Genomic DNA, 15,863 nt, shown 5'->3' with positions numbered 1-15,863 from the left:
GTCTTCATGGGCCCGGATCCCACTCAGTGATCCGGGCCGAGCCGATAGCGGTGTCCCCGGCTTCAGCGAGGCTCTTCAGTATGTGCCACTCGGTTTTCAGCCAGGCCAGCACGCCTTCCCAGTCCCTGCCAGTATGCCTGTTTTCTGCCGGGTTGCTGGCGGTCAGCTCCTCGTAACAGGTCAGTGCCTTGTCCGCTGAGCGGGGCAGGGAGTACCTTTCCGCAGTTTGACGGGCATGGCTGTCAAATACCCGGGTTTCCTGGGCAGACAGCGTGGCCATCCCCTGAATGGCCGTGCTGAAGTCTGAAATGGTTCCGGCTTTCAGTAGCCTGCCGTTGTATCCGTCCCTGACAACTTCGCGTACTCCCGGTGCGTCAAGAGCAATCACAGGCAGCCCGGCTGCCATGGCTTCGGTGAGAACCATGCCCTGGGTTTCGCTGTGGGATGCAAAGACAAACACATTCATTGCATGCATCGCATCGGCCAGATCCTGGCTGGTCAGGATGCCCAGCACATGCAAACGATCTTCCAGGTTCGCCTCCCTGAAGATGGCACGTATCCGGGCTTCTGACGGGCCGGTACCAATGACTATGAAATGACTGTCGGCCCGCCGGGACATGAAGTCCACTACAGACCTTGACAGGAATTCGAGATTCTTTTCAGGGGCCAGTCTGCCGAGATGACCGACCACATAGTGCTGGTCGGGGATACGGAGCCGTTTGCGCACAGCTTTGCCGTTTCCTGTAGCGAATTTTTCCAGACTCACGCCGGTAGGAACAACTGTTATGGGTTTGTTAACGCCTCTATCGAGCAATAGCTGCTGTATGCTTTCACTGGGTGCGAACACCTGATCGCACTGGTTGGCATAGCGAGTGGCCAAATCGATGACAAATCGTTTCAGAGCGGGTGAGTCGCCGGGAACGTAGTGGGTATATTGCTCATAAAGGGTGTGATGGGTGAAAATCAGCGGCAGTTGGCGATAGCGGGCAACACGCATGGCTGTCATGCCAAGGAGAAAGGGATGCTGGGAGTGCACGATGTCCGGTTTGAACTCATCCAGTACCTCACTCAACCCCTGATGAAAAGGTAATGCGACGGAAAAGTCACTGGTATTGAAGTTCTGTATTGCGGGTACCCGGAATACTCCCTTTTCATTTTCTGGCATATCCCTGAATGTCGGGGCCACCACCAGTACACTGTGGCCCCGTTTCCGGTATTCACTGGCAAAGGCTTCCACTGAACGGGCGACCCCGCCAACATGGGGAGCGTAGGTGTTGGTAACAGTCAGAATGTTCACGAAGTGGCCCTCCGCCGATCCGGGCGAACAGCGCACTGCCCTGCATCGGGGTTGACGGCATGGTATCCGGGCAAAGCCACAACAATGTCCGGAGGTTGGTGATGCCAGATTCCTTGCCATTCAATCAGCGGCTGACCAGTAGGATCGGGTTTTATAGACACGTTTACTGTTCCGAAAGTGGTTGGTGCCGGTCCGAAGTGTATGGGGGCCTCCTGATCCAGCCAGCGGCCGGGTATGCCGCTGCACAGGATCAGTTGTTCCCCTTCTTCGCGCAGGAAGCAATTGCGCAGCATCAGGACCCATTCCGCTGAAGCCCAGACATGATGGCCGTCTCCCATGCAGCCGCCGCCAGTGAGGGGATGGATGGCCTCTGGCCATTGGCCGGTGGACGAGGCCATTGAGGCAACCGTGTCCATTAATGCCAGATAGCGCGGATCTCCTGCGCGTAAAAGGACCTGTGCTACATGCAGGGTCAGATAGGCATTGAGGCCGGAATGAATCATGTCCTGATAGAATGCGCCGTTGACAAAACAGTTACGGAGCAGGAATTCGAGGCTGTCCTGTAATCGATAGTCATGGGCTGTAACCTGCTGCGTGGGATAACTGGCAACCAGTGATCCGATCGCCCCGGCATCCATACGCCGGTAGGGTGAGGCTGGCATAGCGGGCCGCTGCAGTTGTTGTTCACAGAGTGACAGACTGCGGTCAATGGCCGTGGATAAGGAATCTGCTGCATCGGAAAATTCCCTGACTGATCGGGGATCGGTATGACCGACCATCCGGGCGGCTGCCCGCAGGCCTGCCACACTCCAGAAATCATCCCAGTAATAATAGTCATTCGGTCCCAGGTGTTCGGCGCTGAAGCCGGCCGGTAGCAGTCCGGCATGGGCTGAATCGCTGTTGTCTGTAAGGCGCTTCTGCATGATCCAGCGGGCACCGTTTCTGATCACCTTCAGCCAGCGGGCGGAAGGTGCCGTGTTGGTCATGTCAAAATAGCGTTTCAAAATCCACAGTACTTCGCCGTTGGAATCCCACTCGCCGTCCTGGGAAAGGAAAAATCCGTTTCTGCTCTGACGGGGAGGGAACTTCTCCAATGCCCGTTCTGCGCGGTCAGTCAGCCCGGCACAAAGCAGTGCATGGATGATGAATGCGGCATCACGAAACCAGAACCGTCGATAGGTATAGGGACCGGGGAACACATCGCCGGGTGAATGCAGCACCAGGGAGGTAATGGCGGCATCGTATAATGACTGATACTGGCGGTCCGGACACTCCAGCCTGCAACGTTTCTTATCGATGATTGGCCAGGCTTCGGCCGGCAGTGGCTCGGTTCGCTCGTCATCAAGTGGCACAGTGAGGGTCACCTCTTTCTGTTCATCCGCTGTCAATGGGAACATGGCGGCTGCGGTCACCATGCCCACGTCGCAAATGCCCTGAATCTGCTGCTTCCTGTCCAGAAGGTGGATATACACATCACCATTACGGTAGTTGGATATGTGGTGGCGGGAGGCTGGCTCGCTGAATTCAACTTTTCGGGTCTGGTCAACAAGCCAGAAATCACCTGCCGGGCCCAGGGTCAACTGGTGTATGAAACTGATGCCCTCCGGGTTCTGGGGACGCAAGCTGGCGACTATCCAGCCACTGCGGTCGGCACTTGCCAGGATACGTAACCGGCATACGGGTTTGCCGTTGCGCAAGGTGACGCTGGCCCGGGTCCTCAGTTGCAGGTTCTCATGTTTGGTTATGGTGTCTATGTAAAGTGTGTCGCCGTCCTGCTGCTGGTGCTGCTGGCTGTCCGTGGCCCGTGAAGGGATCAGGCAGTTGCCATCGTCGCTTATCAGCCAGATATCCAGGGACCAGCCATCGAGAAAAGGGGTGAGCAGGCCGCGCGGGTCGACAATCGGCAGTTCCGGGCAGTCCGGGTATCCGATAGCAGTCCAGTTACGATGAGACAGGTTGATGTGTGTGATTGAGAAAGCGCGCGGGATAAATGATGGATCACGAGGGTTGAACTGGCGTTCTATCCAGTAGGGCCAGACCCAGTCGAGGTTGTGCTGTATCACTCTGCTGTTGATCAGACCACGTGCGTGGAAGACCACCCCGGCCCGCAATAACTCAATGGGCTCGGCAACTTCCGAAGGTTGCGCGAACCGGTGCAATCGGGACAGTAGTGCCACCGGATCCAGGAAGCCGTGTTTTTGTGCCATATAGCGCAGAACATATCGCCAGGGGAGCCAGTTTAACCAGGTCATACAGTCCTCTCTCCGGTCTCTGTGTCATTACTGTCGGCCTGCGCCAGATAACGCGCCATGCTTTTCCTTGCTATGCGATTGATATAGATGATGGTGATTACAGTAGCGATGAATCCAGTACCGTACAGCCCCCATTGCAGAGGCGTACGTTGTACTTCCCCCATGCCGAGCAAAGACAGGTCAGCGGCGATGGCTCCGAGGTACACATTGTGAAGCGAGTAGGGCACAAAACCGATGAGTGATCCGAAAGTGAAAGCGGATAACCTTATTTGTGTCAGCCCGAAACAGTAGTTGGATATTTTGCTCGGAAAGAAAGGAATCAGTCTTGTAAGCATGACAATTTTCCAGCCATGGCGTGCCAGCTCCTCGCTGAACAGGTAGAGGCGGTTACGGGCCAGAATGTAGCGTCGGGCCCGGGGACCAAACAGGTAACGGGCAATGAGAAAAGCAAGCACGGCCCCCAGCGTCGTTCCTGACACAACGTACACAGTGCCTTCTGCAAGTCCGAATACGAAACCGGCCCCCATGGTGAACAGCGCACCGGGCAAGAGCAGGATGACCACAACAGCCATGACGGCAATAAACAGCGCGGACCTCCAGGCACCCCAGGTATCGAACCATCGCAACAGAGTGACTACGCGATCATTGACATCAAAATACACCAGAACAGCCAACACAATAGCGACCAGAAGGATGCCGGCGACGATACCGTACAGTGGTGAAACAGCCCTCAGTTTCATTATGTGACTCCCCGGAGCCGGGCGGCCTAGCCGTTCCGCAACCCGATGAACGGTTGCTATTGTTAAAGGCGCCGGTCAAAGCAAATCACGGGGAATCTTCCGGTCCCAGTTGTGGCAAAAAATACGTTTGTCTCCTTCCCAGGCATCGATCTCGGCGACAATATAAAAGTCCGTGGCTGACGAGGTGACCCTGGTTCGGGTCCGGATAGTTACCCGCCAGTCTCCGCGGTGGAATTCCCGAAACGTTCGGGTTTCCCCTGACACCGACGCAAACTCGTCATCCCGGCTCCGGTACCACTCGTCAACCCGGGCGCTGACCGTCAGGCCGATATCATCAATCAGCCAGGTGCCACTGTCCCTGATCACCTCCAGTTCAGAGCTGTCGAGCTCAAGGTTGCGATGCACAAGCCAGTTATGATGTTCCGGTTCAATCAGGGTGTGTTGCAGCGGGGGAGCGCCCTCGGGCGGGCCCAAAGGGCGTAGTGTCGAATCCTCCGCAGCCGGAGTGCGGCAGGGCAGCAGCAACCGGCTTTCCAGTGGTGCCAGGGAAAGCTCAACGGGCTCAGGAGACGGCCATGCCAGAGGCCAGTAGGAGCTGCTTATGGCCAGCCTTATCCGGTGCCCCCGGGCAAAGGACTGGGCCACATGGTTCATCGGAACCCGCACAAGATAACGCTTGCCCGGTTGCACCGGCTTTGGTGATTCGCTGCCGTGGCGGTGAGTGAGGTTCAGCAGCCCGTAGGTGACCCGGGTGGCCTTGCCGTCAGGAAGTACATCTTCCAGGCGGACGCATACCTGGGCAACGGGGCGGTTGACCGATATGGACAGTTCAACCTCGGCTGCCCCCAGGATCTCCAGAGGTTCTGCCAACGGTGCCGAGGTGTACAGCAGGGCACCGCCGTCTTCCTGGCGCTGGTCGTGGGGAAGGTCCGGCGCAGCCGGGTAGGAGCACCACTTGCCAGCGAACAGTCCCAGGGTCAGAGGCGACTGAATGCAGTCCGTGGTTGCCTGCGCGTTCCCCCTTTTCTCGCCCGGAAACAACAGGTGGTAGCGGGTCATTGTCAGAGGCAGTTGCTTAACCCTCGTTGAGGGCCAGCTCTGTTCCGCCACCCAACGTCCCGGGCGGTGCTGGTAGCGCGTTGATGGCGGTATGCTGTCCTGCATCCAGGCCCGCAACATCGGCTCGTCTTCAATGCCGTTATCGATATCCTTGAGCCAATGATCGAACCAGCGTACAACTTCCTGTAAAAAGCCGATGGCCGGGCCCGGGATTCCCTGGTGTGGAAACTTGTGTCCCCAGGGGCCGATAAGTCCCTGGCGGGGCACCTTCAGGTGCTCCAGAAGGCGGAATACGGCATTGGTGTAGCCATCCGCCCAGCCACTGACTGCCATCACCGGGCAGTTAATTGCGGCGTAGTCTTCGCAGACAGATGCCCGGGTCCAGAAACTGTCACGGTGCTGGTGACGGAGCCAGATATCCAGCCAAAGACCGCTTTCGGCGAGTCGGTCCAGCCACATCTGCCGCCACCGGTCACCCACGATCTCTGGGTCGGGCGGGCAGCTTGTGTGGCCGAACATGGTGGTCGCCTCGGACAGGTTATCGGCCAGCAGGCAGCCCCCCATGTAGTGCATGTTATCGGCATAAAGGTCGTCCGTGGCACAGGCGGCGATAATGGCCTTGAGTGCCGGGGGCCGACGGGCGGCTATCTGCAGGGCATTGAAGCCGCCCCAGGAGATACCCGACATGCCGACCTTGCCATTACACCAGGGCTGGGCTGCGGCCCAGGCAACACAGGTCTCGCCATCGCTCAGTTCCTGCTCCAGATACTGGTCCCGCAGTACACCGTCAGAATCACCGCTACCACGTAGATCAATCCTCAGACAGGCATAGCCATGGCCCGCCAGATAGGGCTGGTTGATCTCATCGCGGGCCCGGGTGAGATCGCGCTTGCGGTAAGGAATGTACTCGATCAGTGCCGGCACCGGCCGCTGTTCAGCATCTTCCGGCAGCCACAAACGGGCGGCGAGACTGGCCCCGTCCGCCATGGGAATCCAGATGTTCTCGATGCACCTTACACGGACGGGAAGTTGTTCCGGATCAATGGTGTGCAGGGTATCCGCAACGGGCTCTTCAGGGGTAGTCATCAGTCGTGGACCTTTCCATGGGAGGCTTCTGATTCGGAACCGGTGACGGGTTCGAACTCGAATGGCAGAAGGTCCGAGGCCTCATCGAATTTACGATCAAGATCATGGATGTCGTCGCCACCGATCACCAATTCAGCCAGTATCCAGCTATACGGGTCCTGCTCGGCAGCTTCACTCAGGCGCATGCCTTCCCGTACCCGGAGGAAAACGGTGGTCTCGGGCTGGCGCTGATACAGTCGCGCCAGCGCTTCTTCTCCCGGTGCTGAGAGGCAGCGGGCATCCGCAGTGTCAAAGCGGCGAAGCAGAAACTTTGCCGCCATTTTGAACTGCCCACCGCCATGTTCGTACTGCGGGTTGTCGCCGAGCCCCACATGGATGGCGACCTCGTAGTTTGACATGCCGTCAACCTTGAACATCAGATTGCTGTGGGACTGTGAGATACGGGTATTGACTTCGACAATGCGCATTTCATCGGTATCTTTGTCCCAGAAATACTCCACATTGAAGCAGCCATTGTTATAGCCGACGCCCAGTAACAGTTTCCTGGTGGCGTCGATGGCCCTGGTCTGGATGCGCCGGAGATGGGACGACGGGTAGCGATAACACTTGAAGCTCTTGTGATTGGGGGCCCGCACCATGTCCACCACGCCATGGACCTTGACCTCTCCGTCTTGAGCATACCCTTCGGGCGCCAGTTCGATGCCGGACAGTAACTCTTCGGCGATCATGTGCTTGCCATCCACTCCCCCGAGTTCCGAGGTATCAACTCTGGCGAGGATGGCATTGAAAGGATCGCCAAGATAACCGATCTTGCGCCTTGTGATGTCCATGGCCCGATCGAATTCTCGCCGGTTATTGATCCGGAAGCCCAGCATTGACCCGTAGCCGCAGACAGGCTTGATCCAGAAAGGAAAGTCCAGGGTGATATCCTCGAAAGGATCCCGGGCGAAGGGGTCAACCGCGCAGAAACCAGGGGTAAGCTCCGGGATATGCCTGCGTTGCTCCAGCCGGCTCCAGTATTTATGGGCACATTTGAGCACCGGTTCCAGGCCTGGCGATGGCAGCCCGAATTTCTCACAAAGAATGGCTTTGATTGCGGTAACCGGAAAATCCCAGTAACCGATAATGGCATCGACGGGCCCACCAAAAGCCGATAGCTGTTCTTCTGCCCGTGCTATGGCGGAGTCGATTTCCTGACCACTCTTGCCCCGGAGTTCCTCCAGGGTCAACAAGCCATGGAATCGGAAGCTATCGCGATCCGGTATGCGCTCCAGGTCACGACGATGAAAATCATCCAGGCAGAGTACAAAGATATTTTTGCAACGAGGCTTCTCTTGATCCATAACAGAATGCTCTCAGTGATTACCATTAACCTAGCGTATAAAAACCATAACCTCCCCCGGGTACCCCGCACTTGACCGCAATCAACCCGGGCAGAGTTGTCAGGGCCCCAGTTGACTCCCGTCAAGAAGGTCCCGGAACGCTGCCCTACTATTGAGTGGCATCCTGTTTGAGCCAGTCCTCTGGTATGAGCAGGATTTCTGTTTGAATATCCAATCCTCGGGAGGAGGTTCTCATGCTGGTAAAAGATGCAATGATAAGTGAAGTGGTTTCATGCACGCCTGAAAGCTCACTGCAGGAAATCGCTACCCTGATGTGGGATAACGATTGTGGGGCGGTACCGATTACCGATGATGAACAACGACCCGTGGGTATTGTCACTGATCGGGATATTGCCATGGCTGCAGCGCTTGAGCACAAGCCGCTTTGGGACATCAGGGCCGAGCAGGTCAGTAACGGTAAAGAAGTCTTCTGTTGCGGGCCGGATGACGACATTCAGGAAGCTCTTGGCGTGATGGAGCAACATGAGGTGCGCAGGCTTATGGTCACCAATCAGTATGGTCAGTTGGCCGGTATCCTGACGATGGGTGATATCCTTTCCTTCGCTCAGGCAACACCTTCGCGCAGCAAGAAGGCCGGCAACAGCCAGATTAACGCTTCGGATGTTATGGGGTTTCTCAAGCACGTCAGCGGGCACCACGAACCCCATAAAGCGATGCTCGCAGGCTGAGTCAGAGCGCTCAGAGCCCCTGCCTCGCCCTTACGGTGAGCACGGTTATTGTTTATCGGGCTGTCAATCCGCCGGAAGGTTTCCGGCCCTCCGGCGGCATACGTTATCCTTCCCTGTGAAGCAGCGCTGTCAAACCTGCATGGTCAACGATTTCCACTTGCTTTTTTGTGCTACGGATCAGGCCATTGTCTTCAAAGCGGGTGAAAAGACGACTGAGTGTTTCCGCAGACATTCCCAGATAACAGGCAATATCCTGGCGGGCCATCGGCATCTCCAGTGGGATGGGGGCAATCCTGCAAAACCGCTTACATTGTGCCAACAGGAAGGTAGCCAGTTTCTGGTCTGCTGCCTCCAGGTGTAATACGTTTACACGCTTCCTTGCCGCGGTTATCGCCTCTCCCATCATCCCCCATACATAATGCTCAAGTTCGGGTGATTTTGTGAAGAGATTGCTTTTAAGCTCAGGGCAGGGGATGCCAGAGACCTGGCATGAGGTGATCGCTTCAGCGGTCTTCTCATAAGCGGGCTCACCCAGTGATTCCAGGCCCATAAATTCATTGCTGTAGTAAAACCCGAGAATGGACTCAATTCCCGCCTGATCTACATATGACTCCTTGAGACAGCCATCCAGAATCAGGTAGAAGCGATCAGCAGAACTGCCTTGCCGGAACAGTTTGCTGCCGGGTTTCAGTTCAAAGGCGTGGGATTCAATGTCCATCAGGCTTTCAAGTTCGGTCAGGAACTCTTCATTGAATGGGGTAATTGTCTGTTGCCAATTGATAGTCTGAGTCTCGTTGCCTCCAGGCCAGAGTTTTTGACTACTTTCCATGCTTTTATCTCCTTGCGGTCAGACGAGCCGCGCTAAAGAGTTGGATTCCAGTCCAAAAAGCCGATGCCTTCATTGTGAGTGCAATCATTCAGAGCAGAAATACAAAAGTGTAGGTCAGACAGCCGCACTCCGACACTGAGTGCACAAAACTTTATGTAACGGGCAACCGTCTGCCTGGCAACCATCCTCCAGTGCTGTTACGAAAGCTCGATACGGTCTGTATCGCCATCGCGAATGGCCAGTATCATTGTGAGATACTCTCGCAACTGGCGGGTCAGCAGGAAATTTTCCCGCACGAACTGGCGCGCCTTTCCGCCTATCTCAGTCACCCTGCCGGGCCGCTGCAGCAGATAGCGAATTCGCAACGCTGTGCCCTCGGGCGTGTTTACCAGAAAACCGGTGTGGTAGTTGACCACCTGCAGCCGAATGCCACCAGTGTCGCCCCCGATAACCGGTTTACCCTTCCACATGGCTTCGGCGACAGTCAGGCCGAAGCCTTCCCGCAGGGATTTTTGCAACACGATATCGGCACTACGCTGGAGAGCATTAATGGTTCGGTGGGCGTCCGGTTCCAGCAGCAGCAAATGAATATCGGTGTCGCCGTTGGCAGCATTTTCGGCCTCACGATAGACTGCTTCACCTTCCGGGTCGTCACTGGCGGTGCCGCCCGCCAGCACCAGTTGCAGGCCCGGTATGAATTCCCGGGCCAGCCGGTAGGCCTCAATGACACCAAGAGGGTCCTTGAAACGGTCAAAGCGGGATACCTGCAGGATCATCGGCCGATGGGAGTCCAGACCGAATTGCTTCTGAACCGCGGCTATTTCATCCTGGCTCAGTTCCATGTTTTTGTCACTGAGGGGATCGATACTTGGCGGGATCAGGTATTCCGGGTGGGGGAGGGCCTGGGCGAAGCCGGCTAGAGAGAAGACACTGGCGTCATAGCCGGTAAGAAATCCCCGTAAATATCGCCAGATATGGCGATCCGGATGGCTGATGTCGATATGGCAGCGCCATATCCAGGTGCCTTTTCGTGCCGGACACAGCTCCATCAGAGGGGCCGGCTGCGGGTCGTGAATAAAGACAATATCGGCGTCTTCCAGTACCGGCCGCAGCCGCTCGGCCGTCCGGGCGTTGGTCTCTTCATAGGCCCGCAACAGATGTTCCGGGATCATCGTGCGATGGCCCTGCAGGCCATTATGGAAAGACTTGGTGCATTGATAGAAATCACTCTCACCGGTGATCACTTCCCAGCTGGTATCCAGACCGAGTTCGCACATCAGCGGCACAAGCTTGTCGAGGATTTCCGCGACGCCCACGCCGACCCGCGTGGAATTGACATGAACCACCTTCATGCCGCGCAAGGGCTCGGCGAGCTGGCGGAGCTGGTCGACGATATCCGCGCCCACAACTTCAGCGTAGGACTCAAGCAGGTTTGACATGGGTGGACCTCCCGTGGAATTCGGAGAACAGGGCGGCAAGTTGCTCGCGCAGTTCGTGAAGTGAGGCGAAGTAGGGGTCGATGGATGCCAGCCCCTGGCACAATCCGGCGTAGCGTTCCCCCTCTGGTGAGAGCCAGGCCCGGAAGTCGTCTTCACCCCGGGGCGAACGCTGGCGGGCATCAATAAAGTGATAGAACACGCTACCGGGAGACAGGTCGGGAATCACCTCGGCGAGTTGTTCCGGCTGCAGGACACTGCGACCGGTGCCGAACACCACGATCTGGGAACGGATAAACTGAAAATGCCTGTCTGCCGGTCGCCAGAGGTCGGCGCTGGCTTCCTCCAGGCGTTGTTCCACTACGTCAAGCAGTGCCTGGCGCATGTCTTCCGTGTCGTCGAAACTGGAGGGATCGATGACGGCGAGTCTCTCCGCCAGGCTGGCATCGTGGAGGCCATGTTTGGCCCACTCCCCGAGATCGTTGCCATATTCCCGTTCCTCAAAACCCGGGTGCAGAAGGCCGCCCCAGAAATGGTAATAGAGGCTGCTATGAGGAACCACTTCCAGGTGATCCCGCAGTTCCTTGAGATTCTGCACCCTCTTCCCCGTGGCCAGGGCAATAAGGGCACAGTCCTTGATGATAAAGGGTGCCATGGTCGTGGTCGCTTCCCGGATCATGATTCTCTCCCTGTGCGGTTTATGATGGGTTTATCCCAAAATCGCTACGGATTCACCCGGCAGAATAATGTCTTCGTCCTCTACTACCACTCCGTTCCGGGAAGCGAGCAACAGCTGTGCAGACTTCAGCCCCCGATGATGGATTCTCTGTCCGGCCTGATTCAGGTTACAGGCAATGATGACCCCTGACCGTTCCAGAAGCAGCCAGCGGGCACCCTCATCAAAGCTGACTTTAATATTGTCGAAACGATCGTTGCTCAGTGCCGGTATGGTGCGACGTAAATGAATCAGTGCCTTGTGCCAGGCGAGCAGGCCGGCATGGCGCGGATGCTCCTGTTCCTGCCAGTTCAGGCGGCAACGTGCAAAGGTGTCCGGGGCCTGGGGATCGGGAATACTGGTGGTGCCTGCAGCCGCAAAATCTTTGCGCCGGCCCTCCTGCACTTTTTGTGCCAGCTCCGCGTCCTGGTGGTCGGTAAAGTACTGAAAAGGTGTACTTGCGCCCCACTCCTCTCCCTGGAACAACAGGGGCACAAAGGGGGCCGTCAGTACCAGTGCCGCACCTATACGGAGCAACTCCTCTGAAAGAAGGTGAGCACTACGCTCACCGTGGGGCCGGTTGCCTGTCTGGTCATGATTCTGCAGGAAGCCGATAAAGCTGCGCCCTGACAGCCCGGTGGCAGGTCGCCCGTGCCGCAGCTGACGGTATCGGGAATAGCGGCCATCGTAGACCAGTGCTCCGGACAGTGTCCTGGCCAGGTCGGCAATGGGGCCGAAATCCTGGTAGTAGCCGTGCCTTTCGCCAGTCAGCAGGCTGTGCAGGGCATGGTGAAAGTCCTCGTTCCACATGGCGTCCAGGCCGTAGCCACCGGCACCGGGCGGGTGCAGGAGCCGCGGATCGTTGAGGTCGTTCTCGGCGATCAATACCAGGTGTCGTCCCAGTTGTGCTTCCAGTGCCGTTACTGCCTGCTGGAGTTCTTCAAGGAAATGCAGAGCCGACCTGTCGAAGATGGCGTGGACGGCGTCTATGCGCAGCCCGTCAACATGGTAGTCCCGCAGCCACATGAGCGCATTGTCAATCAGGAAGTCGCGGACCTGATCACTGCCGGCCCGGTCCAGGTTGACGGCATCCCCCCAGGGAGTCGTGTAGGCATCGGTGAAGTAGGGGCCAAAGCGGGCCAGGTAATTACCGTCCGGGCCCAGGTGGTTATAGACCACATCCAGCAGCACCGCCAGCCCCTTGCGGTGACAGGCGTCCACCAGGCGCTTGAAGCCCTCGGGGCCGCCGTAGGCCCGGTGGGGAGCGTACAGGTCAACACCGTCGTAGCCCCAGCCGCGATCGCCGGGGAATTCCGCCACCGGCATCAGCTCGACGTGGGTAATGCCCAGGTCAATCAGGTGATCCAGGCGCCCGATGGCACCATCGAAGGTGCCTTCAGGGGTAAAGGTGCCGATGTGGATCTCCTGGATAACGGCCGCAGCAAGTGGTGGTGCGCGCCAGCCGCTATCCTTCCAGGCAAAACGCCGGTGGTCTACATGGCGGGAGGGGCCATGCACGCCCTGAGGTTGCCAGGGGGAACGTGGGTCCGGAAAAGGCCCTTCACCGTCCAGCAGGAAGGCATAGTCTGTGCCGTGGCTCAAGGTGGTTTGCAGTTGCCACCAGCCGCCATTTGCAGGTTGCATTGGCTTGCGGATGCCGGCGAGTTCCGCCTCGACCCGGCGGGCGTTGGGCGCCCATACGCGAAGGTTCACAGTTCCGGCTCCGCCTGGCTGAGCAGGGCCACCGGAAACCGGGCCAGTAGCCTGGCAACAGGAACACTACCCCCTTCAACGGTTTCTCCCGTCAGCAGATTGCGCCAGTGACCGGCAGGCACCCGGATATGAGTGCTGTCCCAGTCATTACCGAGCCCGATAACCAGGCGGGGTACCAGTGTCAGAGCGTTGTTCCCCCGTAAAAAGGCGATGACATGATTGGCCTTGCTGCCGGTAGCCTCAATGGGAGTGTATTCGCCGTTGGCACCGAAAGCCTGCGGACACCGGTGCCGCAGATGCAGTGCCTGGTGAACGAGCCACAGCTTGGGCAGGCCGACATCGGTGCGGGCCATGATCTGTTCGCAATCCAGGTCCGGCAGTTCCGACAGCAGCGCGGTGCGAGTCTCGAAATCTACTGGCCGGCGGTTGTCCGGGTCTACCAGGCTGTGCTCCCACAGCTCGGTACCCTGGTAGATGTCGGGTACCCCGGGTGCGGTGCATTTGAGCAGGGTCTGAGCCAGGCTGTTGATCCGCCCGGCGCTTTGCAGTGGTGCCAGAAAATCCTCAAGGTCAGTACAAAAGGCCTTGTCCGCGAGGATCGACTCAACAAAATCCTGCACCGCCGATTCATAGTCCGCCTGCGGGCAGGTCCACGAGGTATGTTTCTTGGCCTCGCGTACGGCCTTTTCCATGTAGAGGCACATGCGGCTGGTACTGATCGGCCAGGCACCGACCAGCGTCTGGTAGATCAGGTATTCAATGGCCGGATCGGGAAGGCCCTGGCGGCGATGTCGTCGGTTGTGGTGCATCCAGCGGTGCACGGCCTCGCCCCATTGCACGGGGATCTCCGACAGCAACATCAGGCGGGCGCGTACGTCTTCGCTCCGTTTGGTGTCATGGGTGGCCGTCGCCAGCATTGTCCTCGGGTGGCTGCTCAGTGCCTGCTGGCAGGCATTGTGGAACTCGGCCGGAGTGACGCCAAAATGGCTCGGGTCACCGCCCACCTCGTTGAGGCTCACCAGCCGGAAATGCCGGTAGAAGGCGGTGTCTTCCATACCTTTGGCCATGGCGGGGCCTGTCAGTTGCTGGAATCGCAGGGCCAGCTCGGCTTCCAGATCACCGGAATGTTGCAGTAGAAGCAGCTCGTGGAGGAAGGAAAAAAGTTCCGGGTCTATCTCCGGTTGACGGGCGCGTGCTTGTTCGACCGCCTTGAGTATATAGCGTCGGTCTGCATCCGATACGCTCCCGTTTCCACTGCTCACATAGGTGCGGTACACGGGAAAGCAGGTGGCCACCGCCAGCAGCGCCCGGTAGAGTTGGTCACGGGTATAGTCCCGGTGGCGACGGTGCCGCTCACAAATGTCTGTAAACAGAGACGTAAGCCGATTCAGCTCACTTGCCAGCGATTCCCGGAGGATCTGTTCCTTGCAGTCGAGAACCAGGCCGGGGAAGTCAGCGGAGTCGTCGGCTACTTCCCTGAACAGCCGGGTCAGATGCTGCTCCGCTCGGGGATCTACAAACAGTCCGCCAACCAGATTGAGAAAGTCATACCCGGTGGTGCCATCAATCGGCCAGTCGGCGGGCAGGCTTTCGCTTCGCCCGAGAATTTTTCCGCCACGATCCAGGTGTCCGGACAGCTCTGCCGCAGGCGATGAAAGTACTGACCGGGATCCCGCAGCCCATCGGGATGGTCAATACGAAGGCCCTGTACCGTACCCTGTTTCACCCAGGTGAGGGGGAGGGTGTGTACGGCCTGAAATACCTCTTCATCTTCCATCCGCAGACCGGCGAGTTCGTTGATATCGAAGAAACGCCGGTAACCGAGGTCATGTCGCGCGGCACGCCAGAAGGCCAGGCGGTAATTCTGTCTGTCGAGCAGTCCGTCCAGCAGGTCAGGGTCCGTATTGTAGCGGGTCACCTCGGCATCCAGGGCGGCTGTCGTATCTATATCCTCGATACAGAGGCGGGTAAGCAACTGCATGATGACCTGCTCGTCGCGATAGCGGCGCTGGGCAAGGCCCGGATTACGGACGTCGGGACGGGGGAGACGGTTGCAGGACTCGGCAATAAACTCCAGAAGTTCCGAGCCGGCCTGCTTGCCGGCGGCGCCCAGCAACGCCCCCAGGCTCGAAGGGTCCAGAGGAAAAGAATGTTCATGGTAATGGAGTGTGAACATGCCATTCCGCTGTTCCAGCTGCAGTTCCTTTGCTTCAAGGATTCGCCCGTAGTGATCGCCCAGTAATGGCAGCATGACTTTATTGGGCCAGCGCTCTTCCGATGCCATCCAGTCCACGTCAAAGAACCGGGCAAAGCGGCTTGAGGGGCCGTTCTTGAGGACATCCCACCACCAGGGATTCTGGTCACCGGCAATGGCCATATGCTCGGGAATAATGTCCAGCACCAGGTTCATGTTCCATTTCTCAAGTACAGAACACAGGTGCAGGCGACCCGCCTCTCCGCCGAGCTCAACGTCTACCCGAGTGGGATCAGTTACATCATATCCGTGCTCACTGCCTCTGACTGACTGTAGACAGGGAGAGAGATAGACGTGACTTATACCAAGCCGGGCCAGGTAGGGTACAACCCGGGCGGCGTGTTTCAGTCTGAACTGGGGACGAAGTTGCAGACGGTAGGTGGCAATCAGTTCGGTTGACATGTTTTTCAT

Annotated in this window: 12 protein-coding genes; 1 reads left to right on the top strand and 11 read right to left on the bottom strand. The window is 57.9% G+C overall.

Annotated elements, in window-relative coordinates:
• Positions 1-4 precede the first annotated feature (4 nt).
• The 5 genes from HLUCCO03_RS10850 to HLUCCO03_RS10830 all read right to left on the bottom strand — a co-directional run bounded on the left by HLUCCO03_RS10850 (position 5) and on the right by HLUCCO03_RS10830 (position 7,777).
• The gene (locus HLUCCO03_RS10850; RefSeq protein ID WP_027832306.1) at positions 5-1,297 is read right to left on the bottom strand and encodes a glycosyltransferase; all 1,293 of its coding nucleotides are present in this window, start codon (positions 1,295-1,297) and stop codon (positions 5-7) included.
• Positions 1,294-3,549, bottom strand: coding sequence for a hypothetical protein (locus HLUCCO03_RS10845; protein ID WP_027832305.1), 2,256 nt, complete (start codon positions 3,547-3,549; stop codon positions 1,294-1,296). Before HLUCCO03_RS10845 ends, HLUCCO03_RS10850 begins: the two co-directional genes overlap by 4 nt.
• The gene (locus tag HLUCCO03_RS10840) at positions 3,546-4,289 is read right to left on the bottom strand and encodes a TVP38/TMEM64 family protein (protein WP_027832304.1); all 744 of its coding nucleotides are present in this window, start codon (positions 4,287-4,289) and stop codon (positions 3,546-3,548) included. The genes HLUCCO03_RS10845 and HLUCCO03_RS10840 overlap by 4 nt, the downstream gene beginning before the upstream one ends.
• 75 nt (positions 4,290-4,364) lie before the next feature.
• The gene (locus HLUCCO03_RS10835) at positions 4,365-6,434 is read right to left on the bottom strand and encodes a CocE/NonD family hydrolase (RefSeq protein WP_081813562.1); all 2,070 of its coding nucleotides are present in this window, start codon (positions 6,432-6,434) and stop codon (positions 4,365-4,367) included.
• The gene (locus tag HLUCCO03_RS10830) at positions 6,434-7,777 is read right to left on the bottom strand and encodes an ATP-grasp domain-containing protein (RefSeq protein ID WP_081813561.1); all 1,344 of its coding nucleotides are present in this window, start codon (positions 7,775-7,777) and stop codon (positions 6,434-6,436) included. Before HLUCCO03_RS10830 ends, HLUCCO03_RS10835 begins: the two co-directional genes overlap by 1 nt.
• A gap of 233 nt (positions 7,778-8,010) precedes the next feature.
• On the opposite strand from HLUCCO03_RS10830, the gene HLUCCO03_RS10825 reads away from it, so the two are divergent.
• Entirely contained in the window at positions 8,011-8,505 is a 495-nt protein-coding gene (locus tag HLUCCO03_RS10825) for a CBS domain-containing protein (protein WP_051603881.1), read from the top strand.
• Positions 8,506-8,608: 103 nt separating this feature from the next.
• Here HLUCCO03_RS10825 and HLUCCO03_RS10820 read toward each other — a convergent pair whose 3' ends face one another.
• From HLUCCO03_RS10820 to HLUCCO03_RS10795, 6 genes are all read right to left on the bottom strand, one after another.
• Positions 8,609-9,334, bottom strand: coding sequence for a Crp/Fnr family transcriptional regulator (locus HLUCCO03_RS10820; RefSeq protein WP_027832302.1), 726 nt, complete (start codon positions 9,332-9,334; stop codon positions 8,609-8,611).
• A gap of 197 nt (positions 9,335-9,531) precedes the next feature.
• The gene (locus tag HLUCCO03_RS10815) at positions 9,532-10,773 is read right to left on the bottom strand and encodes a glycosyltransferase (protein ID WP_027832301.1); all 1,242 of its coding nucleotides are present in this window, start codon (positions 10,771-10,773) and stop codon (positions 9,532-9,534) included.
• Positions 10,757-11,449, bottom strand: coding sequence for a DUF5752 family protein (locus HLUCCO03_RS10810; protein ID WP_027832300.1), 693 nt, complete (start codon positions 11,447-11,449; stop codon positions 10,757-10,759). Before HLUCCO03_RS10810 ends, HLUCCO03_RS10815 begins: the two co-directional genes overlap by 17 nt.
• Positions 11,450-11,479: 30 nt before the next feature.
• The gene (gene treZ / locus HLUCCO03_RS10805) at positions 11,480-13,198 is read right to left on the bottom strand and encodes a malto-oligosyltrehalose trehalohydrolase (RefSeq protein WP_027832299.1); all 1,719 of its coding nucleotides are present in this window, start codon (positions 13,196-13,198) and stop codon (positions 11,480-11,482) included.
• Positions 13,195-14,766, bottom strand: a complete 1,572-nt coding sequence (gene treY / locus HLUCCO03_RS10800; protein WP_292016702.1) for a malto-oligosyltrehalose synthase — start codon at positions 14,764-14,766, stop codon at positions 13,195-13,197. Before treY ends, treZ begins: the two co-directional genes overlap by 4 nt.
• Positions 14,712-15,863 (bottom strand): alpha-amylase family glycosyl hydrolase, encoded by a 1,152-nt coding sequence (locus HLUCCO03_RS10795; protein ID WP_197025680.1) that lies wholly within the window; start codon positions 15,861-15,863, stop codon positions 14,712-14,714. Before HLUCCO03_RS10795 ends, treY begins: the two co-directional genes overlap by 55 nt.

Origin of the sequence: Marinobacter sp. HL-58, assembly GCF_001314605.1 — a bacterium.
Taxonomy (GTDB): domain Bacteria; phylum Pseudomonadota; class Gammaproteobacteria; order Pseudomonadales; family Oleiphilaceae; genus Marinobacter.
This window is presented reverse-complemented; position numbering and strand designations above follow the sequence as displayed.